At 68.0% G+C, this 21877-nt stretch carries 20 protein-coding genes and 1 tRNA gene; 13 read left to right on the top strand and 8 right to left on the bottom strand.

Annotated features, from left to right (window positions below; genetic code table 11):
• The first annotated feature begins 73 nt into the window (after positions 1 to 73).
• The 5 genes from ptsP to ACWH43_RS18075 all read left to right on the top strand — a co-directional run bounded on the left by ptsP (position 74) and on the right by ACWH43_RS18075 (position 6105).
• A complete protein-coding gene (ptsP, locus tag ACWH43_RS18095; RefSeq protein WP_448153573.1) occupies positions 74 to 2341 on the top strand; it encodes a phosphoenolpyruvate--protein phosphotransferase in 2268 nt (755 codons plus the stop codon).
• A gap of 53 nt (positions 2342 to 2394) precedes the next feature.
• Complete coding sequence (gene prfA / locus ACWH43_RS18090) at positions 2395 to 3480, top strand: peptide chain release factor 1 (protein ID WP_158445619.1); 1086 nt, start codon at positions 2395 to 2397, stop codon at positions 3478 to 3480.
• Between the two features lie 74 nt (positions 3481 to 3554).
• Entirely contained in the window at positions 3555 to 3806 is a 252-nt protein-coding gene (locus ACWH43_RS18085) for a hypothetical protein (RefSeq protein ID WP_260348092.1), read from the top strand.
• Positions 3807 to 3856: 50 nt separating this feature from the next.
• On the top strand, positions 3857 to 4687 hold the full coding sequence (gene prmC / locus ACWH43_RS18080) for a peptide chain release factor N(5)-glutamine methyltransferase (RefSeq protein ID WP_260348093.1): 831 nt from the start codon (positions 3857 to 3859) through the stop codon (positions 4685 to 4687).
• 407 nt (positions 4688 to 5094) lie between these two features.
• Positions 5095 to 6105 (top strand): DUF4167 domain-containing protein, encoded by a 1011-nt coding sequence (locus ACWH43_RS18075; RefSeq protein ID WP_260348094.1) that lies wholly within the window; start codon positions 5095 to 5097, stop codon positions 6103 to 6105.
• A 69-nt stretch (positions 6106 to 6174) separates the two neighbouring features.
• On the opposite strand, the gene ACWH43_RS18070 is transcribed toward ACWH43_RS18075, so the two are convergent.
• Both ACWH43_RS18070 and ACWH43_RS18065 read right to left on the bottom strand, forming a co-directional pair.
• Positions 6175 to 6960, bottom strand: coding sequence for an MOSC domain-containing protein (locus ACWH43_RS18070; protein ID WP_158445053.1), 786 nt, complete (start codon positions 6958 to 6960; stop codon positions 6175 to 6177).
• 132 nt (positions 6961 to 7092) lie between these two features.
• A complete protein-coding gene (locus ACWH43_RS18065) occupies positions 7093 to 7407 on the bottom strand; it encodes a DUF2293 domain-containing protein (protein ID WP_158445052.1) in 315 nt (104 codons plus the stop codon).
• A 174-nt stretch (positions 7408 to 7581) separates the two neighbouring features.
• On the opposite strand from ACWH43_RS18065, the gene clpB reads away from it, so the two are divergent.
• Positions 7582 to 10203, top strand: a complete 2622-nt coding sequence (clpB, locus tag ACWH43_RS18060) for an ATP-dependent chaperone ClpB (RefSeq protein ID WP_158445051.1) — start codon at positions 7582 to 7584, stop codon at positions 10201 to 10203.
• 176 nt (positions 10204 to 10379) lie between these two features.
• Here the strand turns inward: clpB and metW are convergent, their stop codons facing one another.
• Positions 10380 to 11003 (bottom strand): methionine biosynthesis protein MetW, encoded by a 624-nt coding sequence (gene metW, locus ACWH43_RS18055; protein ID WP_158445050.1) that lies wholly within the window; start codon positions 11001 to 11003, stop codon positions 10380 to 10382.
• 2 nt (positions 11004 to 11005) lie between these two features.
• Positions 11006 to 12175, bottom strand: coding sequence for a homoserine O-acetyltransferase MetX (gene metX / locus ACWH43_RS18050; protein ID WP_448153572.1), 1170 nt, complete (start codon positions 12173 to 12175; stop codon positions 11006 to 11008).
• A gap of 168 nt (positions 12176 to 12343) precedes the next feature.
• Here metX and ACWH43_RS18045 point away from each other — a divergent pair, with 168 nt between their 5' ends.
• From ACWH43_RS18045 to ACWH43_RS18020, 6 genes are all read left to right on the top strand, one after another.
• Positions 12344 to 13180 carry a chorismate mutase gene (locus tag ACWH43_RS18045; RefSeq protein ID WP_158445048.1) on the top strand — a complete coding sequence of 279 codons (837 nt, stop codon included), beginning with the start codon at positions 12344 to 12346 and terminating at the stop codon, positions 13178 to 13180.
• 168 nt (positions 13181 to 13348) lie between these two features.
• Positions 13349 to 14455, top strand: a complete 1107-nt coding sequence (hisC, locus tag ACWH43_RS18040) for a histidinol-phosphate transaminase (protein ID WP_158445047.1) — start codon at positions 13349 to 13351, stop codon at positions 14453 to 14455.
• Positions 14456 to 14460: 5 nt separating this feature from the next.
• Positions 14461 to 15399: a prephenate/arogenate dehydrogenase family protein gene (locus ACWH43_RS18035; protein WP_158445046.1), complete on the top strand. Its 939-nt coding sequence runs from the start codon at positions 14461 to 14463 to the stop codon at positions 15397 to 15399.
• 134 nt (positions 15400 to 15533) lie between these two features.
• A tRNA-Thr gene (locus tag ACWH43_RS18030) sits at positions 15534 to 15609 on the top strand.
• A gap of 172 nt (positions 15610 to 15781) precedes the next feature.
• Positions 15782 to 17011, top strand: coding sequence for a tyrosine-type recombinase/integrase (locus tag ACWH43_RS18025; protein WP_448153570.1), 1230 nt, complete (start codon positions 15782 to 15784; stop codon positions 17009 to 17011).
• A 170-nt stretch (positions 17012 to 17181) separates the two neighbouring features.
• Positions 17182 to 17478 carry a nucleoside 2-deoxyribosyltransferase gene (locus tag ACWH43_RS18020; RefSeq protein ID WP_260348097.1) on the top strand — a complete coding sequence of 99 codons (297 nt, stop codon included), beginning with the start codon at positions 17182 to 17184 and terminating at the stop codon, positions 17476 to 17478.
• Between the two features lie 34 nt (positions 17479 to 17512).
• On the opposite strand, the gene ACWH43_RS18015 is transcribed toward ACWH43_RS18020, so the two are convergent.
• The 4 genes from ACWH43_RS18015 to ACWH43_RS18000 all read right to left on the bottom strand — a co-directional run bounded on the left by ACWH43_RS18015 (position 17513) and on the right by ACWH43_RS18000 (position 20197).
• On the bottom strand, positions 17513 to 17692 hold the full coding sequence (locus ACWH43_RS18015) for a hypothetical protein (protein WP_158445043.1): 180 nt from the start codon (positions 17690 to 17692) through the stop codon (positions 17513 to 17515).
• 200 nt (positions 17693 to 17892) lie between these two features.
• Entirely contained in the window at positions 17893 to 18096 is a 204-nt protein-coding gene (locus ACWH43_RS18010) for a helix-turn-helix domain-containing protein (protein WP_158445042.1), read from the bottom strand.
• A 310-nt stretch (positions 18097 to 18406) separates the two neighbouring features.
• The gene (locus ACWH43_RS18005) at positions 18407 to 19195 is read right to left on the bottom strand and encodes a bestrophin-like domain (protein WP_158445041.1); all 789 of its coding nucleotides are present in this window, start codon (positions 19193 to 19195) and stop codon (positions 18407 to 18409) included.
• Positions 19196 to 19336: 141 nt separating this feature from the next.
• A complete protein-coding gene (locus ACWH43_RS18000; RefSeq protein ID WP_158448146.1) occupies positions 19337 to 20197 on the bottom strand; it encodes a DMT family transporter in 861 nt (286 codons plus the stop codon).
• Between the two features lie 161 nt (positions 20198 to 20358).
• Here ACWH43_RS18000 and ACWH43_RS17995 point away from each other — a divergent pair, with 161 nt between their 5' ends.
• The gene (locus ACWH43_RS17995) at positions 20359 to 21759 is read left to right on the top strand and encodes an aminotransferase-like domain-containing protein (protein WP_260348098.1); all 1401 of its coding nucleotides are present in this window, start codon (positions 20359 to 20361) and stop codon (positions 21757 to 21759) included.
• Positions 21760 to 21877 lie beyond the last annotated feature (118 nt).

Below are 21877 nucleotides of genomic sequence, written 5' to 3'. Positions count from 1 at the left end.
AGCGGGCGACTCGGGGGTCTGGACAGGCATCGTATCGTCGATGGCTGAGGAGGCGGGCGGAGGGCTGAGATCGATGCGAGGCGCTCTCGGAGGACCGGGCGTTCTGCTGCGCCGCCTCCGCGAGGTGATGGCCGCATCCATCAGCCCGCAGGAGCGACTGGACCGGCTTGTCGTCCTGATCGCCGGCAATCTCGTCGCGGAAGTCTGCTCCGTCTACGTCCTGCGCGAGGACGGCTCGCTCGAACTCTACGCCACCGAAGGCCTCAACCGCGAGGCGGTGCACCTCACCACCATGCGCGCCGGCGAGGGCCTGGTCGGCCTCATCGCCAGCGAGGCGGAGCCGCTGGCGCTGTCGGATGCGCAGGCGCATCCGGCCTTCTCCTACCGTCCGGAGACGGGCGAGGAGGTCTACCGCTCCTTCCTCGGCGTGCCGATCCTGCGCGGCGGCGCGGTGATGGGCGTGCTCGTCATCCAGAACCGCGCCTCCCGGATCTATTCCGAGGAGGAGATCGAGACGCTGCAGACCACCGCCATGATCATGGCGGAGATGATCGCTGCCGGCGGCCTCAAATCCCTGGCGGCGCCGGGCGCCTCGATCGGCCTCGACCGGCCGATCCATGGCGTCGGCGTCTCGCTGGCCGACGGCGTCGGCCTCGGCCATGCGGTGCTGCACGAGCCGCGCGTCGCCATCACCAACCTCATCGCCGAGAATCCGACCGCCGAGGTCAACCGGCTCGAGGCCGCCATCGGCGAGATGCGCGCCTCGATCGACGAACTAATCGAGCGCGGCGACGTCGCCCATACCGGCGAGCATCGCGACGTGCTCGAGACCTTCCGCATGTTCGCTCATGACCAGGGCTGGCTGCGCCGCATGCGCGAGGTGGTGCTGACCGGCCTCACCGCCGAGGCCGCGGTCGAGCGCGTGCAGTCCGACACGCGCGCCCGGATGCTGCGCCAGACCGACCCCTATCTGCGCGAGCGCCTGCACGATCTCGACGACCTGGCCAACCGCCTGCTGCGGACGCTGACCGGCAAGGCCAACGGCGTCGCGCGCGAGGACCTGCCCGAGAACGCCATCTTGGTGGCGCGCTCAATGGGGCCCGCGGCGCTGCTCGACTACGACAGGGCCCGCCTGCGCGGGGTCCTGCTCGAGGAAGGGGGCCCGGCGAGCCATATCGCGATCGTCGCGCGCGCGCTCGGCATTCCCGCGGTCGGCGAGGTCGTCAACGCCACGGCGCTGGTGCAGCCGGGCGACGCCATCATCGTCGACGGCCAGGCCGGCGAGGTGCAGATCCGCCCGCAGCCCAACGTCGAGAACGCCTACAAGGACAAGGCGCGGCTGCGCGCCCGCAAGCAGAAGCAGTACGAGAAGCTGAAGGAGCTGCCCGCCGTCACCAGGGACGGCGTCGGGATCACCCTGCAGATCAATGCCGGGCTGATCATCGACATGCCGAACATCGCGGCGACGGCGGCCTCCGGCATCGGGCTTTTCCGCACCGAATTGCAGTTCATGGTGGCGCAGCACATGCCGACCACCGCCGAGCAGCAGGCGCTCTATGCTGCCGTGCTCGATGTGGCGGGCGAGCGGCCCGTCACCTTCCGCACCCTCGATATCGGCGGCGACAAGGTGCTGCCCTATATGGAGCGGATCGAGGAGGAGAACCCGGCGCTGGGCTGGCGCGCGATCCGCATCGGCCTCGACAAGCCGCGCCTGCTCAGGGCGCAGTTGCGCGCGATGCTGCGCGCCGGCGCCGGCCGCAACCTCAAGATCATGCTGCCGATGGTCGCGACGACCGAGGAGTTCCGCCGCGCCCGGGTGATCCTGCGCCGCGAGCAGGCGATGCTGGAGAAGCAGGGCGTGGCGCCGCCGCGCGACCTGCGCGTCGGCGTGATGGTCGAGGTACCCTCGCTGCTGTTCGAGCTGCAGGAGATCGCGCGTGAGGCCGATTTCCTCTCGATCGGCACCAACGACCTGATGCAGTTCCTGTTCGCGGCCGACCGCGAGAACAAGCGCGTCGCCGACCGTTTCGACCCGCTCAGCGTCGGCGCCCTGCGCGCCCTGCGGCGCATCGTCGATGCGGCGGAGGAGGCCCGCTGCCCCGTCACGGTCTGCGGCGAGATGGGCGGCAGGCCGCTCGAGACCATGGCCCTGATCGGTCTGGGTTACCGGGCCTTCTCGATGTCGGCGGCCTCGATCGGCCCGGTCAAGGCGATGCTGCGCGCGCTCGATGCCGGCAAGCTCCGCGAGCGGCTCGACTGGATGCTCGCCTCGCCCGAAGGCACGATCAACCTGCGTCCGCAGCTCGCGGCCTTCGCCTCCGAGTTCAAGGTGCCGGTCTAGCGCCGCTCCCCGGCTGCGCGGCCCGCTTTTCCGTTCGTTCCCAGAGTTCCCCCATGTCCCTACAGCTCCCTCAGGATCGTCTCGACGCCATCGTGGCGCGTCATGCCGCGGCGACCGAGGAGATCAACCATGCCGCGGACCCCGCCCGCACCGTCGAGCTCGCCAAGGAATTGTCGGAGCTCGATCCGGTGGTGGCGGCCATCGCCTCCTGGCACCGGGCGCAGGAAACCCTGGCCGAGGCCGAGGCGCTGATCGCGGACCCGGCGACCGAGCCCGAGTTCCGCGATCTCGCCTATGAGGAGCGGGACGGCGCTCGGGCCGAGATCGAGGCGCGCGCCCGCGAGATCCTGATCGCGCTCCTGCCGAAGGACGCCGCCGACGAGCGCGGCGTCATCCTCGAGATCCGCGCCGGCACCGGCGGCGACGAGGCCTCGCTCTTCGCCGGCGACCTGCTGCGGATGTATCAGCGCTACGCCGCCCAGAAGGGCTGGAGCGTCGATGTCCTGACCGAGAGCGAAGGCACGGTCGGCGGCTACAAGGAGGTCATCGCCGAGATCAGCGGCCGCGGCGTCTATGCGCGGCTGAAATTCGAATCCGGCGTCCACCGCGTCCAGCGCGTGCCCGATACCGAGGCGAGCGGGCGCATCCACACCTCGGCGGCGACCGTCGCCATGCTGCCGCTGGCGAGCGAGGTCGACGTCGCCCTCAACGACGCCGATATCCGCATCGACACGCTGCGCTCCGGCGGCGCCGGCGGCCAGCATGTCAACAAGACCGAATCGGCCGTGCGCCTGACCCATATTCCGACCAATACCGTCGTGCTCGTGCAGGACGAGCGCTCCCAGCACAAGAACAAGGCCCGCGCCTACGAATTGCTGCGCGCCCGCCTCTACGATCTGGAGCGCAGCCGCGCCGATGCCGAGCGTGCCGCCGACCGGCGCGCCCAGGTCGGCTCCGGCGACAGGTCCGAACGCATCCGCACCTATAACTTCCCGCAGGGGCGCGTCACCGACCATCGCATCAACCTGACGCTCTACAAGCTCGACGAGATGATGCAGGGCCTCGTTCTCGACGAGATCATCGACGCGCTGACGGCCGAGCATCAGGCGCGGCTTTTGTCGGAAGAAGATGTCGCTTGAAGGGGCGGCGATGAAACCAAAATCTTCTCCTCGCGTTGATGACGCATCGACACCAGGAAAGGGGGCTTCTTCCCATGCTCAAGACCGTATCGATGATCGCGATGGCCGGGCTGATGACGCTGGCGGTCAGCGGCGTCTCGCAGGCGCAGGAGCGGACCATGCGCAAGCTGACCTCCGGCCCGCCGGCCGCGCTTCAGGGCTCGATGACCCAGGCCCAGGCCCGCAAGGCCTGCCGGCTGGAGATGCGCGGCGCCCGCGAGAGCAAGAAGTCGCTGCGCATCAAGATGAAGCAGTGCGTCGACCAGAAGATGCAGGGCAACGGCTGAGGCCGGCTGCCGTTCGCAGCGCCGGATCGGGCGAAGGCGCCGCGCCGACCGTGAGGGAGGCGCGACGCCGCGCCGTGCCGATCCTGCGCGCGGCCGGCATCGCCGCGGCCGGGCTCGAGGCTAGGCTGCTGCTCGAAGGCAGCGTCGGGACGCGCGCGCTCGATCCGGAACGCGCGCTCGACGCCGCCGCGGCGGCCACCTTCGCCGGCTACCTGCAGCGTCGCGCCGCGGGCGAGCCGGTCTGGCGCATCCTGGGCGAGCGCGAATTCTGGGGGCTGACCTTCCGGCTGTCGCCGGCGACGCTGGAGCCGCGCCCGGACAGCGAGACGATCGTCGAGGCGGCCCTGGCGCAACTGGGCGCGCGCCGCGGCGAAAACCTCTCGCTCCTCGATCTCGGCACCGGGACCGGCTGCCTGCTGGTCGCGCTGCTCAGCGAATGCCCGCAGGCGCGGGGGCTGGGCGTCGATCTCTCGGAGGAAGCCTGCCGCACCGCGGCCGGCAATGCGATGCTGAACGGCGTCGCCGCACGGGCCTCCTTCCGCAAGGGGAGCTGGGCCGAAGGCCTTGCTGGCGCCTTCGATCTCATCGTCTCGAACCCGCCCTATATTCCGACCGCCGAGATCGCGACACTGTCGACGGAGGTGCGCGAGCATGACCCGCTCCTCGCGCTCGACGGAGGGGCCGACGGGCTCGGACCCTACCGGATCTTCGCGCGCAGCCTGCCGGCGCTGCTGGCGCCGGGCGGCTTCATCGTCTTCGAGATCGGCGCCGGGCAGAAGAACGACGTTGTTGCGATCATGGCGGCCGGGGGGCTTGAACTCCGGGGCAGCCGTCATGATCTTGGAGGTCATGAGCGCGCGCTGATCTTCGCGCCCGCCTGAAATACACAGGCTTTTGGTCGATTTCGCTTGGAGACGCGGCGAAAAGCGGTTATGCAGCTTCCAGCCGAAGCTGGCGGCGTCAGAGCCGGAGCCTTGGGCGGCCCCTTCATCGGTAGGCCTTTGCCCAGGATCAGCGTTTGTTTGCGGGCATGTTCCCTGAAGCGATGCGACTGACAGGCCAGATTGGACACCGAAGGCGCCGCGGCGCCGGTCGGCTCGCGGGGGATGCCCCCCTTTTGGATAAGAGCGCGTGAAGACCAGAAACGGCGCAAGGCCCCTTCAGGTCCACTCAGTCCGACACAGCGTCGCAACCCGCTGTGTATCGAAACGCGCATGACGACGCCACGGTTGCTTTGAACACAGAAGCGCGAGACAGACGCGAAATGAGACCAGGTCAGAACCGGCGTATGCGCGGCCGTAACAATAACGGCAACAATAACGGCAATCGTAAATCTCCCAACCCGCTGCAGCGTAGCTACGAGTCCAATGGACCGGACGTAAAGGTCCGCGGCACGGCCCAGCATGTCGCCGAGAAATATCTGCAGCTCGCCCGCGATGCGCAGTCCTCGGGCGATACCGTTGCGGCCGAGAGCTATTTCCAGCACGCCGAGCACTATTACCGCATCCTGCTCGCGGCGCAGGAGCAGATGACGCAGCAGTTCGGCCATACCTTCCCGCCGAATCGCGCCTTCGTCGAGGTCGAGGACGAGCTCGAGGAAGAGGGCGACGAGGATGGGCAAGGCGGCTTCGTGCCCGGCTCGGGACCGCAGCCGGATGTCCGCGGCGCCAACGGCCATATGAACGGCAACGGCAACGGCAACGGCTATAACGGTCATGGCGGCCAGCGGGCCGAGGGCGAGGCCGGCGAGGGCCAGCAGCAGGGCGGCCAGCGCTTCGACCGCCAGAACCGCCGCGACCGCTTCAACAACGAGCGCCGCTTCGACCGGCAGGATCGCGGCGAGCGCCGCTTCGATCGCAACGGCGAGGGCGGCCAGGGCGGCTACACCCCGCGTCCCGACGCGCCGCGCTCCGACATCCCCGTCGGCGGAACCGAGGAGGCGGTCGAGGCCGCCGCCGAGCAGCAGCCGCAGGCCGAGCGCGCTGTCGAGCGTGCCGAGCGCCCGCAGCGCAGCGAGCGGCGCCCGCGCCGCGAACGGCAGCCCGAGGCGGAGGCCGAGGACGTCTCCGGCGCCCTGCCGTCCTTCCTGACCAACCCCGTGCGCGCCGCCGCGCCGGCTCCCGCCGAGCCCGCCGCAGCGCCTGCCCCGGCCGAAACCGCCGCGCCGGCTCCGGCGCCAGCGGCGGCGGAAGGCTCCGCCGAGGCGGAGGCCGCTCCGGCCAAGCGGACGCGTCGCCGCCGCTCGCCGCGCGAGGTCATGGACGCGCTCGGCTCCGAGGCTGACGGCCCGGCCGAGTGAGCCGGCGACCAACGGAATGAGAAAGGGCCCGCAAGGGCCCTTTTTCGTATCCGGGCCCCGGCCGCCGCGTCAGGCCGTGTCGAGCGCGGCGGAGGCCTCGGCCGGGACGAGGACGTCGCCCTCCCGCACCACGCCGCCGGCGAGGATGCGGCAATAGATGCCGCAGTCGACATGCCCGTAATTCTTCATCAGGGCCTTTGGGATCTGCATGTCCCGGGCGCCGCTGTCGGGGTCGACATTGGTGGCGGCGCAGCGCTCGATCCGCTTGATGACCTGGAGCTTCAGGCCGCCCGGGCCGCCGATCTCGCGGCCGACGAGCTCGTTCTCGGCCCAGGGCTGCAGGCCGCTGACCATCAGATTGCCGCGGAAGCGCAGCGGATCGACCGGCCGGCCGAGGCGCGCTTCGAGGTCGGCGACGCTGGCGAGGTTGATGATCGAGACGAAGCCCGAACGCGAATCGGTGAAGCGGTAGGTCGGCGGCGCCGTCAGCAGCTTCGGCGCGCCGCGCAGCTCGTCCGGCATGAAGTCTTCGAAGAAGCGGGTGATCGCCGCCCGCCCGCTCTCGCTGTCGGTCGCGGCGCGCAGCACCTCGCGGCCGCCCTGCTGGATGACGAGCTCGCCGGTGGGGTCGTCATAGCGGCTGCGCAGCCGCGCCAGCGACTCGTTGCGCATCAGCATCAGATATTTGATCTTCGGCTGATGCACCGGCTCGCAGGCATCGAAGCCGGAGGGGCCGTTCTCGATGGCGAAGAGCCGGTCGCCCGGAAAATAGCCGCCGGTCGGGAGCGCGGCTTCCGGGATCCGCTCCGGCGAGAGGCCTTTCACGGGGTAGCGGTAGAGCGTCTCGATGCGCATGGTCGGTCCGGCGGTTGGAAGGCTTCGGCCATCGCAGCCTTGGCGAGGGCCGAGGAAGCGGGGCGTTCGGGTCGGCGGGGACCATATCCGCCTTCCAGCCCCCTGACAGATCAAATTCTGTATCCGTTTCGATCATTCCTCCGCATCCTCGCTTTCGCTGACCGAGCGCGTGCAGCCCCAGCCGGCGAGGACGCCGTCGGTGTCGCCGGCGACGAAGAAGCGAGCCGCATCGCGGTCATAGCCCTCCGCCAGCAAGCGGTCGTAATCGGTATAGACGTGGCGGGCATGGCTGCCGAGCGCCAGCCACAGCGCCGTCGCGGGCGGCAGCTCCTTCATGTGCCGCCGCTCGGCGAGAGCGATCACCGCCTCGGCGTCGGAGAGCGGAATGCCCGGTGCCAGCGCCCTCAGCGCCCTGCGAATCGCCTGCTGTCGCCTGGTCCCGGCCATGCCCGATCTGGGCCTGCCGCGGGCGCCGGGTCAATTGTCGGTCGCCCCTCTTCCGTTGCGCCGATGTCACACTATCTTGATGGGCGAGGGGCGGCCCGGAGCGGCGCCCCATCCTGACGGAAGGGCAGCGGAACCCGTCGCCACGGGGCGCGTTTCGCGGGCGGAGTGACGTGAATGAACATCGAGAAATATACGGATCGGGCCAAGGGTTTCCTCCAGGCGGCGCAGACGATCGCCTTGCGCGAGGGCAACCAGCAGTTCACGCCGGAGCATCTGCTCAAGGCGCTCCTCGACGACAATGAGGGCATGGCGGCGGGCCTGATCGACCGGGCCGGCGGCAATTCCAGGCTCGCCCTGCAGCTCACCGACCAGGCGCTGGCCAAGCTCCCGAAAGTTTCGGGCGGCGGCGCCGGCGGCCTCAACCTGACGCAGGGCCTCGCCCGCGTCTTCGACGCGGCGGAGAAGGCGGCGGAGAAGGCCGGCGACTCTTTCGTCACGGTCGAGCGGCTGCTGCTGGCTCTGGCGATCGAGAAGGACACCGAGGCCGGCAAGGCGCTGTCGAAGGCCGGCGTCACGCCGCAGGCGCTCAACGCCGCGATCGAGGCGATCCGCAAGGGCCGCACCGCCGATTCCGCTTCGGCCGAGCAGGCCTATGACGCGCTGAAGAAATACGCCCGCGACCTCACCGCCGCGGCGCGCGAGGGCAAGCTCGATCCCGTGATCGGCCGCGACGAGGAGATCCGCCGCACCATCCAGGTTCTCTCGCGCCGGACCAAGAACAATCCCGTCCTGATCGGCGAGCCCGGCGTCGGCAAGACCGCCATCGCCGAGGGCCTCGCTTTGCGCATCGTCAATGGCGACGTGCCCGAGAGCCTGAAGGACAAGGAACTGCTCGCCCTCGACATGGGCTCGCTGATCGCCGGCGCGAAATATCGCGGCGAGTTCGAGGAGCGGCTGAAGGCCGTGCTGACCGAGGTCTCGGCCTCCGACGGCGGCATCATCCTGTTCATCGACGAGATGCACACGCTCGTCGGCGCCGGCAAGACCGACGGCGCCATGGACGCCTCCAACCTGCTCAAACCCGCGCTCGCCCGCGGCGAACTGCACTGCATCGGCGCGACCACGCTCGACGAGTACCGCAAATATGTCGAGAAGGACGCGGCGCTGGCGCGGCGCTTCCAGCCCGTCTTCGTCGAGGAGCCGACGGTCGAGGACACCATCTCGATCCTGCGCGGCCTGAAGGAGAAGTACGAGCAGCATCACCGCGTCCGCATCACGGATTCGGCGCTGGTCTCGGCCGCGACCTTGTCCAACCGCTACATCACCGACCGCTTCCTGCCCGACAAGGCGATCGACCTCGTCGACGAGGCCTCGGCGCGGCTGCGCATGCAGGTCGATTCCAAGCCCGAGGAGCTGGATTCGATCGACCGCGAGATCGTGCGGCTCAAGATCGAGCAGGAGGCGCTCAAGAAGGAGAACGACGCCGGCTCGAAGGAGCGTTTGAAGCGGCTCGAATCCGAACTGGCCGATCTGGAGGCGCGCTCCGACGCCATCACCACCAAGTGGAAGGCGGAGAAGGACAAGCTCGGCCAGGCGGCGGAGATCAAGACCAAGCTCGACAATGCCCGCAACGAGCTCGCCCAGGCGCAGCGCAAGGGCGAGTACCAGCGCGCCGGCGAGCTCGCCTATGGCGAGATCCCGCAGTTGGAGAAGAAGCTGGCCGAAATCGAGGAGAAGGGCGAGAGCGCCGGCATGGTCGAGGAGGCGGTCACGCCGGACCATGTCGCGCAGGTGGTCTCGCGCTGGACCGGCGTGCCGGTCGACCGCATGCTCGAAGGCGAGAAGGAGAAGCTGCTCCGCATGGAGGAGGTTCTCGGCTCCCGCGTCGTCGGGCAGCGCGAGGCGGTGGAGGCGGTCTCGACCGCCGTCCGCCGGGCGCGAGCCGGCTTGCAGGACCCCAACCGGCCGATCGGCTCCTTCATGTTCCTCGGCCCCACCGGCGTCGGCAAGACGGAACTCACCAAGGCGCTGGCCTCCTTCCTGTTCGACGACGAGACGGCGCTCGTGCGCATCGACATGTCGGAATACATGGAGAAGCACTCGGTCGCCCGGCTCATCGGCGCGCCTCCCGGCTATGTCGGCTATGAGGAGGGCGGCGCCCTGACGGAAGCCGTCCGCCGCCGGCCCTATCAGGTCGTGCTGTTCGACGAGATCGAGAAGGCGCATCCGGACGTGTTCAACGTCCTGCTGCAGGTTCTCGACGACGGGCGCCTGACCGACGGCCAGGGCCGCACGGTCGATTTCCGCAACGTGCTGATCATCATGACCTCGAATCTCGGTTCGGAATTCCTGGTGAACCAGCCCGAGGGGCAGGACAGCGACGCGGTCCGCGACGAGGTGATGGGCGTGGTCCGCCACGCCTTCCGGCCGGAATTCCTGAACCGGATCGATGACATCATCCTGTTCCACCGCCTGCGGCGGCAGGACATGGGCGCGATCGTCGACATCCAGATGAGGCGGCTTCAGAAGCTGCTGACCGATCGCAAGATCACGCTCGAGCTCTCGAAGGAGGCGCGCGAGTGGCTGGCCGACAAGGGCTACGACCCGGCCTATGGCGCGCGCCCGCTGAAGCGCGTGATCCAGAAGTCGGTGCAGGATCCCTTGGCCGAGGCCATCCTCGCCGGCGAGATCAAGGATGGCGAGACGGTGCCCATCACCGTCGGGCCGGGCACGCTGATGCTCGGCCATGTCGCGGCCGTGAAGGAGAAGCGGCCGGCCGGCGTGGCGCTGAACTGAGGCCACGCGCCTTCCCTTCTCCCCTTGCGGGAGCAAGGTGGCTCGGCGAAGCCGAGACGGATGAGGGGTCTCGCTACCTTCGGGAAGAAGCGTCGCTGAAGCTGCACCGACGATTCAGCGCAGTGCGACCCCTCACCCCAACCCTCTCCCGCAAGGGGAGAGGGGGCCGGCCGGCGCTATCCCCGCTTCAGCAGAAACACCGCCTGCGCGCCGAACAGGTTCCAGAACCACCACGGCGCATTGACACCGACCTTGCCGCCGGCGGCGTCGAGCGCCACGGCCCGCTCCTTCTCCGCCCCGACGAGATCGCAGAGCGCGACGAAGTCGCGGATCGTGCAGAAATGGATGTTCGGCGTGTCCCACCAGCTATAGGGCAGGGCCTCCGTCACCGGCATCCGGCCCTGGAAGAAGACCTGCGCCCGCATCCGCCAATGCCCGAAATTCGGGAAGGAGACGATGGCGCGCCGGCCGATCCTGAGCATCTGCTCCAGCACCAGCCGCGGATTGCGCGTCGCCTGGATCGTCTGGGACAGGATGACGTAATCGAACGAATCGTCGGGATAGTCGGCGAGATCGGTATCGGCGTCGCCCTGGATCACGGAAAGACCCCGCGCGACGCAGTCGGCCACGCCTTCGCGCGAGAGCTCGATGCCGCGCGCATCGACCTTGCGGGTCTCCGCGAGCAGGGCGAGCAGCGCCCCGTCGCCGCAGCCGACATCGAGCACGCGCGTCTCCGGCTGCACCATCTCCGCGACGAGCTTGAGGTCGATGCGGTGGGTCTGGGTGTCGGTCAGCGCCATCGTCAAAGCCCCCGCGCCCGCGCCGCCGCGCTCAGGAAGCCGCGCGTGGTGGCGAAGAGGTTCGGCTCGTCGAGCAGGAAGGCGTCGTGGCCCTTGTCGCTCTCCAGCTCGACGAAGGAGACCGAGGCGCCGGCCGCATTGAGCGCATGCACGATCGCGCGGGAATTGGCGGTCGGGAACAGCCAGTCCGAGGTGAAGGAGGCGACGCAGAAGCGCGTCTTGGTGCCGGCGAAGGCGCGCGCCAGCACGCCGTCATGGTCGGCGGCGAGGTCGAAATAATCCATGGCGCGGGTGACGTAGAGATAGGAATTGGCGTCGAAGCGCTCGACGAAGCTCAGCCCCTGATGGCGCAGATAGCTCTCCACCTGGAAATCCGCGTCGAAGGAGAAGGTCGGCGCCTCGCGATCCTGCAGTTTGCGGCCGAACTTCCGGTGCAGCGCCTGTTCCGACAGATAGGTGATATGCGCGCCCATCCGCGCGACCGAGAGCCCCTTGGCGGGCCGGGTGCCCTCTTCGAGATAGCGCCCCTGCCGCCAGTCGGGATCGGCCATCACCGCCTGCCGCCCGACCTCGTGGAAGGCGATGTTCTGGGCCGAATGCTTGGCGCCGGTCGCCAGCGGCAAGGCCGAGAAGACGCGCGCGGGATAGCTCGCCGCCCATTGCAGCACCTGCATGCCGCCCATCGAGCCGCCGGCGACGCAGAACAGCGTCTCGATGCCCAGGCGATCGACCAGCGCAGCCTGCGCCCGCACCATGTCGCGGATGGTCACCACCGGGAAGGACAGGCCCCAGGGCTTGCCCGTCTCGGGGTTGGTCGAGGCCGGGCCGGTGGTGCCCGTGCAGCCGCCGATGACGTTGGCGCAGATGATGAAGAAGCGTTCCGTGTCGATCGGCTTGCCCGGCCCGATCATCGCCGTCCACCAGCCGCCCTTGCCGGTGACCGGGTTGCGGCTGGCGACGTACTGGTCGCCGGTCAAAGCGTGGCAGACCAGGATCGCGTTGGATTTGCCGGCGTTCAGCGTGCCATAGGTCTGGTAGGCGATCTGCCAGCGGTCGAGCACGACGCCGCAATCCATCAGCAGCGGCGCCTCCGGCCCGAAGCGCGCGACGAGGCTCGAAGGCTCGTTCGCTTCCTTCAGCGGGTCGGCCAGGCTGGGGGAAAGATCGCTCATATCGTCAGCTTCGGCAGCGGGATTTGTCTTGCCGGTCCATTCGTTCGGAAAATCGAACTAGCGATGCCGCGTGACGGCGGCGCTGTCAACGCGGGATTGCGCTGCCGGCTTTGCCAAGGCGCGGCGGGAGCGCTAAGGAGCGTGGCTCTGCCGGAAAGCGCGTAGCCCATGACCGAAGCCGCCCCGACCACTCTCGCCGACCTCCGTGCCGGGATCGACCGCATCGACAGCGAGATGCACGCGCTGCTGATGGAGCGCTCGCAGATCATCGAGACGCTGATCGCGGTGAAGAAGACGCAGGCCTCCGGCTCCGCCTTCCGCCCCGGCCGCGAGGCCGACATGATGAAGCGCCTCGCCCTGCGCCATAAGGGGCTTTTGCCGCTCGACACGGTCGAGAGCATCTGGCGCATCATCATCGCCACCTTCACCTATGTGCAGGCGAACTATTCGGTTCATGCCGACGTCTCCGGCGGCGACCCGGCGATGCGCGATTCCGCCCGCTTCCATTTCGGCTTCACGGTCCCCTTCGTTCCGCATGAGGATGCCCGCGCCGTCATCCGCGCCGTGGCGGAATCGGCCGGCGATCTCGGCATCTTCCGCATGGACCAGGGCGCCAGCGCCGGCATCTGGTGGCGCGACCTGATCGGGCCGGACAAGCCCAAGATCATCGCGCGCCTGCCCTTCATCGAGCGGCCGGACCACCCGGCCGGCACGCCGGTCTATTGCGTCGCCAAGCCGCTGGCCGATGCCGCCGTGCGCGAGATCGTGCTCTATGCCGCCCGTGTCGAGCGCTGGTCGGAAGGCTTGCGCCACGGCCTCGCCGAGCATCTCGCCGAGGTCTCGGCCTCGGCCGCCGACGGTTCGCATCTGTCGCTGCTGGTCGCCGCCTCCGGCGAGGTCGACCAGGCCGCGATAAGCGACGCGCTGGCCCCTGCAGGCCTCAGCGACTTCTCGGAAGTCGGCAGCCACGCCGCCCGCTTCGCCGTCGCATCCGCCCGTTCCTAGCCGCGATGATTTTCACCGTCTGAAACCACGACGCGGTCATCCCGGGCGACCGCAGGGAGACCCGGGATCCATGCCTGAACGCTGCCGGTCGACGCTCAGGCATGGATCCCGGATCTTCGCTTCGCTCCGTCCGGGATGACGGCGTGGTGACGAGATCGAAAGAGCTGCATCATGACCGCCTCCCGCCCCATTCCCCGTCCCGGCGTCCTCGACATCGAGGCTTACGTCCCTGGCAAATCCGCCGCGCCCGCCGGCGTGAAGCTGCACAAGCTCTCCTCGAACGAGACGCCGCTCGGCCCGAGCCCGAAGGCGGTCGAGGCCTTCCAGGGCCTTGCCGCCAAGCTGGAGTTCTACCCGGACGGCTCGTCGAGCCGGCTCAAGCAGGCGATCGCCGGCCGCTACGGCCTCGACCCGGCGCGGATCGTCTGCGGCAACGGCTCGGACGAATTGCTCGAGCTCGTCACCAAGGCCTATCTCGGCGCGGGCGACGAGGGCATCTACAGCCAGTACGGCTTCCTGGTCTATCGCATCGCCATTCTCGCGGCCGGCGGTAAGCCGGTCGTCGTGCCCGAAAAGGACTATACCGCCGATGTCGACGGCATCCTCGCCGCGGTGACGCCGAAGACGAAGATCGTCTTCCTCGCCAACCCGAACAACCCGACCGGCACCTATCTGTCCTTCGACGAGGTCAAGCGCCTGCAGGCTGGCCTGCCGCCGCATGTCCTGCTGGTGCTCGACGCCGCCTATGCCGAATATGTCCGCCGCAACGACTACGCCGCCGGCCTCGAGCTCGTAGCCGAGAGCGAGAACGTCGTGATGACACGCACCTTCTCGAAGATCTACGGCCTCGCCAATCTGCGCATCGGCTGGCTCTATGCGCCGGCCGCCATCGTCGATGCGCTCGAGCGCATCCGCGGCCCCTTCAACGTCAACGGCGCGGCGATCGAGGCCGGCGCCGCGGCGATCGCCGACGAGGCCCATGTCGCCGCCGCGATCGAGCACAACGAGACATGGCTCGCCTGGACCACGGCCGAGCTGGAAAAGCTCGGCCTGACCGTCACGCCCTCGGTCGGCAACTTCATCCTCATCCATTTCCCGAAGGAAGCAGGCCGGACGGCGAAGGACGCCGACGCCTTCCTGACGCAGCGCGGCCTGATCCTGCGCGCCGTCGCCTCCTACGGCCTGCCGGACGCGCTGCGCATGACCATCGGCTCCGAGGAGGCGAACCGCCTCGTCGTCGCCGCGCTCGCCGATTTCCTCGCCGGCAAGGCCTGACGCCGATGGCAGAGAGCTTCGCGCCGCGCCGCAGCGAGCCGGTCTTCGGCCGCCTCGCCATCATCGGCATCGGGCTGATCGGCTCCTCGATCGCGCGGACGGCGAAGGAGCTGAACCTCGCCGGCACGATCGTCCTCTCCGATCGCGACGGGGCCGTTCGTCAGCGGGCGCGCGAGCTCGATCTTGGCCATGCCGTCACTGACACGGCGGCCGAGGCCGCGCGCGACGCCGACCATATTGTCCTCTGCGTGCCGGTGGGCGCCTGCGGCGCCGTCGCGGCCGAGATCGCGGCCGCGCTGAAGCCGGGGGCGATCCTCTCGGATGTCGGCTCGGTCAAGGGCGCGGTGGTCGATGCGGTGCTGCCGCATCTGCCGGAGGGCGTCTCCTTCGTCCCGGCGCACCCCGTGGCCGGCACCGAGAATTCCGGTCCCGATGCCGGTTTCCCGAGCCTCTTCCTCAACCGCTGGTGCATCCTGACGCCGCCGGAGGGCACGGATGCCGGCGCGGTGGCGAAGACCCGCCAGCTCTGGGAAGGCATGGGGGCGCTGGTCGAGGTGATGAGCGCGCAGCACCATGATCTCGTGCTCGCCATCACCAGCCACCTGCCGCATCTCATCGCCTACAACATCGTCGGCACGGCCGAGGATCTGGAGGCGGTGACGCAGTCGGAGGTGATCAAGTTCTCGGCCGGCGGCTTCCGCGATTTCACCCGCATCGCGGCCTCGGATCCGACGATGTGGCGCGACGTCTTCCTGCACAACAAGGAGGCGGTGCTGGAGATGCTCGGCCGCTTCAACGAGGATCTGGCGCTGCTGACCCGCGCCATCCGCTACGGCGACGGCGAGACGCTGCACAGGCATTTCACCCGCACCCGCGCCATCCGCCGCGGCATCGTCGCGCTCGGCCAGGAGAAGCCGGAGACCGAGAAGCTGCGCAAGGATTGAGGTGCCGGGCGCCCATCGGCCCGACCTCGCCGGCCGGCCGCATGCGCCGCGCGAAGCTGTCTCGGCCGGGCATTGTGCGCGATATCGAGTATGGCTTGCCAAGCCCCGCGGCGGCTGTTACAGCGCCACCCGTCGCCGCAATAGCTCAGCTGGTAGAGCACCTCATTCGTAATGAGGGGGTCGGGGGTTCGAATCCCTCTTGCGGCACCACTTCTTCTTCCATCATTGTCCATAGACGTGTTGAGGCGGGCGAAAACAGGCCGAAAAGCGCTTGTTTCTCAGTCGGTCCGTCCGCTGCCGTCCAGCGGCGTCCATTGACAGCCAAAAGCTTTGTTGGTCTTTCTGTTGGTATCAGCGCATACCAACGCGGGGTGATACCAACATGCCGCTAACCAACGTGGCGATTCGAAACGCTAAGCCGACCGGGAAGCTTCAGAAACTTTCGGACGGAGCCGGCCTGCAATTGTGGGTGATGCCTGCCGGGTCTCGTCTCTGGCGTCTCGCTTATCGCCATCAGGGCAAGCAGAAACTCTTGGCGTTAGGCGCCTATCCGACAATGGCGTTGTCACAGGCGCGCGACCGGCGTGAGCGGGCGCGCAAACTCCTTGCCGATGGTATCGATCCGGGCGAGCAGAAGAAGGCCGACAAGAGGGCCAAGGCGCTTAGTGACGCAAATACCTTCGGCGCCGTAGCCGACGAGCTCCTTCGGAAGAAGGAAGAGGACGGCAAGGCAGAGCGCACATTGGAAAAGACGCGTTGGTTGTTCGATCTCGCAAAACCGTCGCTAGGCGACCGACCCATCACAGAAATCAGCGCTCGCGAAGTTCTCGACGTTTTGGAGCGTGTTCAAGCCAAGGGGCACCGGGAGACCGCCAAGCGCCTGCGCGCCGTGATTGGTCAGGTTTTCCGGTTCGCCATCGCGACCACGCGAGCCGCCAACGACCCGACCTTCGCGCTTCGGGGCGCGCTACTGGCGCCGAAAGTGAAACATCGTGCGGCCCTGACCAAAGAAGATGACTTCGCCGGGCTGCTGCGGGCGGTTGACGGGTTTCAGGGGCAGCCGACCACGAAGGCCGCGCTTCAACTGATGGCGCTGCTATTTCCTCGGCCCGGCGAACTGCGCCCGGCTGAATGGTCGGAGTTTGATCTGAAGGAAGCGGTTTGGACGATTCCCGCCTCGCGTATGAAGATGCGCCAAGAGCACCGGATTCCTTTGCCGAGTCAGGCGCTAGCGATCCTGAAAGACCTTAAGACCCTGACCGGGAACGGGAAACTGGTCTTTCCGGGCTACGGCATCAGCGGGGGCGAGGGGCGGACAGTAGCCCCGCGTCCGATCAGTGAGAACACGCTGAATGCCGCGCTGCGCCGAATGGGTTTCGGCGCAGACGAGATGACGAGCCACGGCTTCCGGGCTGCTGCGAGCACGCTCCTGAACGAAAGCGGAAAGTGGTCCGCCGACGCAATCGAGCGTGCTTTAGCGCATCAGGATAAGGATGCTGTTCGCCGCGCATATGCTCGCGGCCAGCATTGGGATGAGCGCGTGCAGATGGCTCAGTGGTGGGCCGACGAACTCGATCGGCTAAAGGCCAAGCGGAAGGGCAGGCCCGAATAGCAGGTGCCTCCCTGTCCGAAATTATTGACCAACTGTAGAGTCCGGGCTTTCATTTTCAGGAGGTTTTGGGGAGAAAGTGGCGCTCGATAGTTGGCATCTGCGCTTTCGATTGAAGCTCATATCCCGAGCGGCTAGCCTCCCAAGCGTTTTTGCGATGGGGCGAAGTTGAAATGAGCCGTTGTTTTGTAATTCAGCCCTTTGACGGCAGCGCGTTCGATGCTCGATTTGATGAGGTTATAGCGCCAGCGATCAAGGCGGCGGGGCTTGAGCCTTACCGTGTCGATCGCGACCCGAGCGTTAGCATTCCGATCCAAGATATCGCTGACGGCATTCGCAATTCCGTTCTGTGCGTCGCCGACATTTCGATCGACAACCCAAATGTCTGGTTCGAATTAGGTTATGCGATATCGGCCAATAAAGAAGTCGTCATGATCTGCTCGGACGCTCGGCAATCCGGCCAAGTTTGATCGTGAAGCCCGATCGAACGATGACATGCATTGATCACTTAGGGCGCTTCAGAATCGTGTGCGGCACGGCGCCGTCCTGGATATGAACGATCAGTTCGCGAAGAATGCGGGCGATGTATTCGCTATCGCTGACCCCGAGATGGCTTCCGTCTTCGAGGGAACCCTCTTCGAGAGCAGTGGCGAGTTGAGCCGCGTAGGCAAGATTTTTGAGCATTGTGTTCTCCAAGGCATGGTTCGCCGTTCACCGCGCGGGATTGCGTGGCGTTTTGGGCGGTCGTGTTGAAGGGAAGCGATCCCGACAAATCGGGATGATCAACGAAATCGAGTGACAGTCAAGTTATTGAATTTACAACGGATTTATCCGTTTAGGTCCGTTGGTTATCCGTTGGCGATCCGTTGCGTTAAGGCGGTCGTTCAGCTTTTTTGATTGGGCTGATGATTCCCCCCGCCTATGATCGGTGCGCTTTCGAGGAAGGCGAGCCAGTCCTTCTCAAGCACGAAAGTTGCCCGGCCAATTTTTCGCGCGACCAGACGCCCGGCCGCGATTTCGTTATAGATCGCCGAGCGGCTGATTGGTCCGTGCGGCTTTGCGATTTGACTAATCCGGTAGGCGGTCATTCACTGGCATCCTTGGTCGTCCATGTTCGTCTAAGTTTGCGCGGAACATGAACGGCGACGAGGCTATTTTGGTCGCCTGATCACACATTCGGCCTGCATCGGCCCCGGCGCGGTCAAAGACTCACCGCGCGAAATGTTGGTAGGATTGTTGATATTATAATGAAATTCTGTTCGGAAAATCGTTATTTACCAATTGGATGGAGAATTTTTGCGCAGCCCTCTTGCGCACCATCCTCCTCCTTTCCGCAGCGCATATCGTCCCGGTGGCTCGCTCACCCCGAGGTCGGCCGCATGCCGCCAGGCTTGCGCTTCAATGCGCCACCAGGGCCTGCAGAGCTGTCGGCTGGACCGAGACCTTTCCGATGAAGGGACGGTCATGGGTGAGGATTACGAAATAGGCCGCTGAAACGACGATGACGTAGAGATGCGCGGCGACGATCTGCATGCGGAAGGCGTGGCTGTTGCAGATCACGATCGACAGCAGGGTCGCGGTCGAGATCAGCCACATCGCGAACCATTGCGCCCAGGAGACGCCGGACTGCGACGAGGCGAGCCGGGCGAGCCGCGCCTGCCGGATCTCGATCAACCGGTCGAGCAGCGGCCCATAGGCCGCCGAGCCGCCGGGGGCCGCGTTCTGCCGCGAGACGTGCTCCAGCGCGCCGAGCAGGTGCCGCTCGGACTGGTCGAAGACCGGGTCGTCCGTCGGCGTGCTGGCTGCCATGGCGGGCCAGTCGATGGCGATCACGCCGCTCAGATAGGCGCGCAGGCGCGCGAGAAGCATGGCGCGGGCCTCCTCGGGGAGTGCGGTCGACAGGATCATCGCGCTCTCCACCGCATCCGCCTCGCGCTGGACGGCGTTGCGCGCCGACACCGCGTCGTTCCAGATGCCCGCCGCGGAAAAAGCCACGATCAATGCGAACAGCGCGCCGCTGGTGTTGATGATCGAATCCCGGATCGGCAGAGGCTCGTCCGGCGGATAGCCGAGCCGCGGCACGCAGAAGCGGACGAGCCCGATCAGCAGCCAGCAGACCAGGGTGCTGATCGACAGGATGACGATGAACATCGGTGCCAGCGGCAACTGATGGAAAACGATGAACATGCCCCGAATCCCCCTGCTGCCGGCGAGCGAGCTTACGCCTGATTCCGGGCGGCGATGGAGAGGGCAGGCGCCGTCGCGGCGGCGAAACCTCAGGTTTTTTCGCGCCGGCGAGCCTGGCGGAGCCGTTCGGGGGGAGCCAGGCTAGGCGAAGCGCTTGGCGCCGGCGACGCTGAGCACGACGACGCCCGTCGCGGCGACCATGCTCCAGGCGATCGGCTCGTGCAGCAGCAGCCCGGCCAGCAGCAGCCCGAAGAAGGGTTGCAGGAGCTGGAGCTGGCCGACGCCCGCGATGCCGCCGAGCGCCAGCCCGCGATACCAGAAGACGAAGCCGACCAGCATGCTGAACACCGAGACATAGCCGAGCCCGAGCCAGGCGGCGGCATCGATGCCGTCCCAGGATGCCGGGAGCTGGATCAGCGCGAGCAGCGCCATCGCCGGCAGCGACAGGAACAGCGCCCAGGAAATCACCTGCCAGCCGCCGAGGCGGCGCGAGAGGGTGGCGCCCTCGGCATAGCCGAGCCCGCAGAGCACGACCGCGGCGACCATCAGCCCGTCGCCGGCGAGGGAACCGCCATCGCTGTGGAGCAGCGCGAAGCCCGCGACCGTCGCGCTGCCGAGGAGCGAGAACAGCCAGAAGGCCGGCCTCGGACGCTCGCCACCGCGCAGAACGCCGAAGATCGCTGTCGCCAGCGGCAGCAGCCCGATGAAGACGATCGAGCGCGCCGCCGTGATGTGCAGCAGCGCCAGCGCCGTCAGCAGCGGAAACCCCACGACGACGCCGAGCGCGACGATGGCGAGGGGGAGCAGGTCGCTCCGCGCCGGGGCCTTCTGGCGCAGCAGCGCGAGGAAGACGCCGCCGAGCAGCGCCGCGATGACGGCGCGGGCGCAGGTCAGGAACAGCGGCGAGAAGCCGGCGACGGCGACGCGCGTCGCCGGCAGCGAGCCGCTGAAGATCACCACGCCGAGGAGCCCGCTGCCCCAGCCCTTGCCTGCAAACGACATCCTGCCTCGCTTCCCGCCCCGGCGGCGCCGCGACCGCCGGCGCGGCCCGAAATCCCCCGAAGCCGGCCATGGTCTAGGCGGCCGGGGCCGTGCGCGACAGAAACAATTCCATACGATCGGCCGAAACTGTATGGGTATCATGGGCAATACGGTGACGCAGGATGAGCGACAGGCGCAGGCAGACCCGGACCGAGGACGTCATGGCCGCCATCCGGGCGCAGGCGGCGGCGCGCCAGCTCGCGCCGGGCGAGCGTTTGCCTTCGATCCGCCGCTGCGCCGCGGCGATGCGGGTCTCGCCGTCGACGGTGGTCGAGGCCTATGACCGGCTCGCGGCGGAAGGGCTGATCCGCGCGCGTCCCGGCTCGGGCTTCTACCTGACCGGGCACGGTTTGCCGCCGCTGAGCCTGGCGCGCCCGGCGGTGCCGCGGGCGGTCGATCCCTTCTGGGTCTCGCGGCAGTCGCTCGATGCCGAGGCGGACATGCTCAAGCCCGGCTGCGGCTGGCTGCCGGCCGGCTGGATGCCGGAGGCGGCGCTGCGCCGCGGATTGCGGGCCCTCGCGCGCGGCAGCGACGCGGTCCTCGCCGATTACGGCAGCACGCGCGGCTCGCTGCCGCTGCGCCGGCTCCTGCTCGGGCGTTTCGGCGAGGAGGGGCTGCACCTGTCGCCGGAACAGCTCCTGCTGACGAATTCGGGGACGCAGGCTGTCGACCTCATCTGCCGCTTCCTGCTCCAGCCCGGCGACACCGTGCTGGTGGACGATCCCTGCTACTTCAATTTCCGGGCCTTGCTGCGGGTGCATCGTCTGCGCCTGCTGAGCGTGCCCCGCACGGCTTCGGGCCCGGACCTCGCCGCCTTCGAGGCCGTCGTGGCGGCGGAGCGGCCGCGCCTCTACATCACCAATTCGGCGCTGCACAACCCGACGGGCGCGAGCCTCTCGCCGCAGGCGGCCTATCGGGTGCTCGGCATCGCCGCCGCGCACGACATGACGATCGTCGAGGACGACATCTTCGCCGATTTCGAGCCCGAGCCGTCGCCGCGTCTCGCCGTGCTCGACGGGCTCGAGCGGGTGATCCGCGTCGGCAGCTTCTCCAAGACGCTCTCGGCCTCGGTCCGCTGCGGCTATGTCGCGGCCCGGCCGGACTGGATCGAGGGGCTCGTCGACCTGCAGATCGCGACCAGTTTCGGCGGGCCCAGCCCGCTGGCCGCCGGGCTGGTCGCCGACATCCTGGCGAGCGGCGGCTATCGCAAGCATATGGAGGAGATCCGCCGCCGGCTCGCCCAGGCCCGGCGCGCCGTGGCGCCCAGGCTGGAGGGGCTGGGCATCACGCCCTGGCTGATGCCGCGCGGCGGCTTCTATCTCTGGTGCCGCCTGCCGGAGGGCGCCGATCCGGTGCGGCTCTCGCATCTGGCGCTGGCCGAGGGCGTCGTCCTGGCGCCGGGGAACGTCTTCAGCGTGGCGCAGACGGCGGGCGACTTCATGCGCTTCAACGTGGCGCAGATGGGGGAGCCCCGGGTCTATGCGGTGCTGGAGCGGGCGCTGCGGGCCTTGCGGCAGGGCTGAGACGGGCGCCGGCGGCGCAGGTCCCGGCCGAGACGGGCGCACTCGTCAGCGCGGCGGGCGGCTGGTATAGCGGCGCGACGGAATTGCGGGCCGCCGCGCATCGGCGCGGCCGCGGCCC

The organism is Allobosea minatitlanensis (assembly GCF_964020775.1).
The sequence above is the reverse complement of the archived record's forward strand: the minus strand, read 5'-3'. Positions and strand labels throughout refer to the sequence as shown.

Bases quoted from the DNA above. Each gene is read 5' to 3' on its own strand.
- metX (WP_448153572.1), bottom strand. From the start codon at position 12,175: ATGAGCGATCTTTCCCCCAGCCTGGCCGACCCGCTGAAGGAAGCGAAC.
- ACWH43_RS17995 (WP_260348098.1), top strand. From the start codon at position 20,359: ATGAGCGACAGGCGCAGGCAGACCCGGACCGAGGACGTCATGGCCGCC.
- prfA (WP_158445619.1), top strand. From the start codon at position 2,395: ATGTCCCTACAGCTCCCTCAGGATCGTCTCGACGCCATCGTGGCGCGT.
- ACWH43_RS18075 (WP_260348094.1), top strand. From the start codon at position 5,095: ATGCGCGGCCGTAACAATAACGGCAACAATAACGGCAATCGTAAATCT.
- clpB (WP_158445051.1), top strand. From the start codon at position 7,582: ATGAACATCGAGAAATATACGGATCGGGCCAAGGGTTTCCTCCAGGCG.
- ACWH43_RS18000 (WP_158448146.1), bottom strand. From the start codon at position 20,197: ATGTCGTTTGCAGGCAAGGGCTGGGGCAGCGGGCTCCTCGGCGTGGTG.
- ACWH43_RS18045 (WP_158445048.1), top strand. From the start codon at position 12,344: ATGACCGAAGCCGCCCCGACCACTCTCGCCGACCTCCGTGCCGGGATC.
- ACWH43_RS18070 (WP_158445053.1), bottom strand. From the start codon at position 6,960: ATGCGCATCGAGACGCTCTACCGCTACCCCGTGAAAGGCCTCTCGCCG.
- ACWH43_RS18020 (WP_260348097.1), top strand. From the start codon at position 17,182: ATGAGCCGTTGTTTTGTAATTCAGCCCTTTGACGGCAGCGCGTTCGAT.
- ACWH43_RS18005 (WP_158445041.1), bottom strand. From the start codon at position 19,195: ATGTTCATCGTTTTCCATCAGTTGCCGCTGGCACCGATGTTCATCGTC.
- ACWH43_RS18025 (WP_448153570.1), top strand. From the start codon at position 15,782: ATGCCGCTAACCAACGTGGCGATTCGAAACGCTAAGCCGACCGGGAAG.
- ACWH43_RS18010 (WP_158445042.1), bottom strand. From the start codon at position 18,096: ATGACCGCCTACCGGATTAGTCAAATCGCAAAGCCGCACGGACCAATC.
- ptsP (WP_448153573.1), top strand. From the start codon at position 74: ATGCGAGGCGCTCTCGGAGGACCGGGCGTTCTGCTGCGCCGCCTCCGC.
- ACWH43_RS18085 (WP_260348092.1), top strand. From the start codon at position 3,555: ATGCTCAAGACCGTATCGATGATCGCGATGGCCGGGCTGATGACGCTG.
- ACWH43_RS18065 (WP_158445052.1), bottom strand. From the start codon at position 7,407: ATGGCCGGGACCAGGCGACAGCAGGCGATTCGCAGGGCGCTGAGGGCG.
- ACWH43_RS18035 (WP_158445046.1), top strand. From the start codon at position 14,461: ATGGCAGAGAGCTTCGCGCCGCGCCGCAGCGAGCCGGTCTTCGGCCGC.
- metW (WP_158445050.1), bottom strand. From the start codon at position 11,003: ATGGCGCTGACCGACACCCAGACCCACCGCATCGACCTCAAGCTCGTC.
- ACWH43_RS18015 (WP_158445043.1), bottom strand. From the start codon at position 17,692: ATGCTCAAAAATCTTGCCTACGCGGCTCAACTCGCCACTGCTCTCGAA.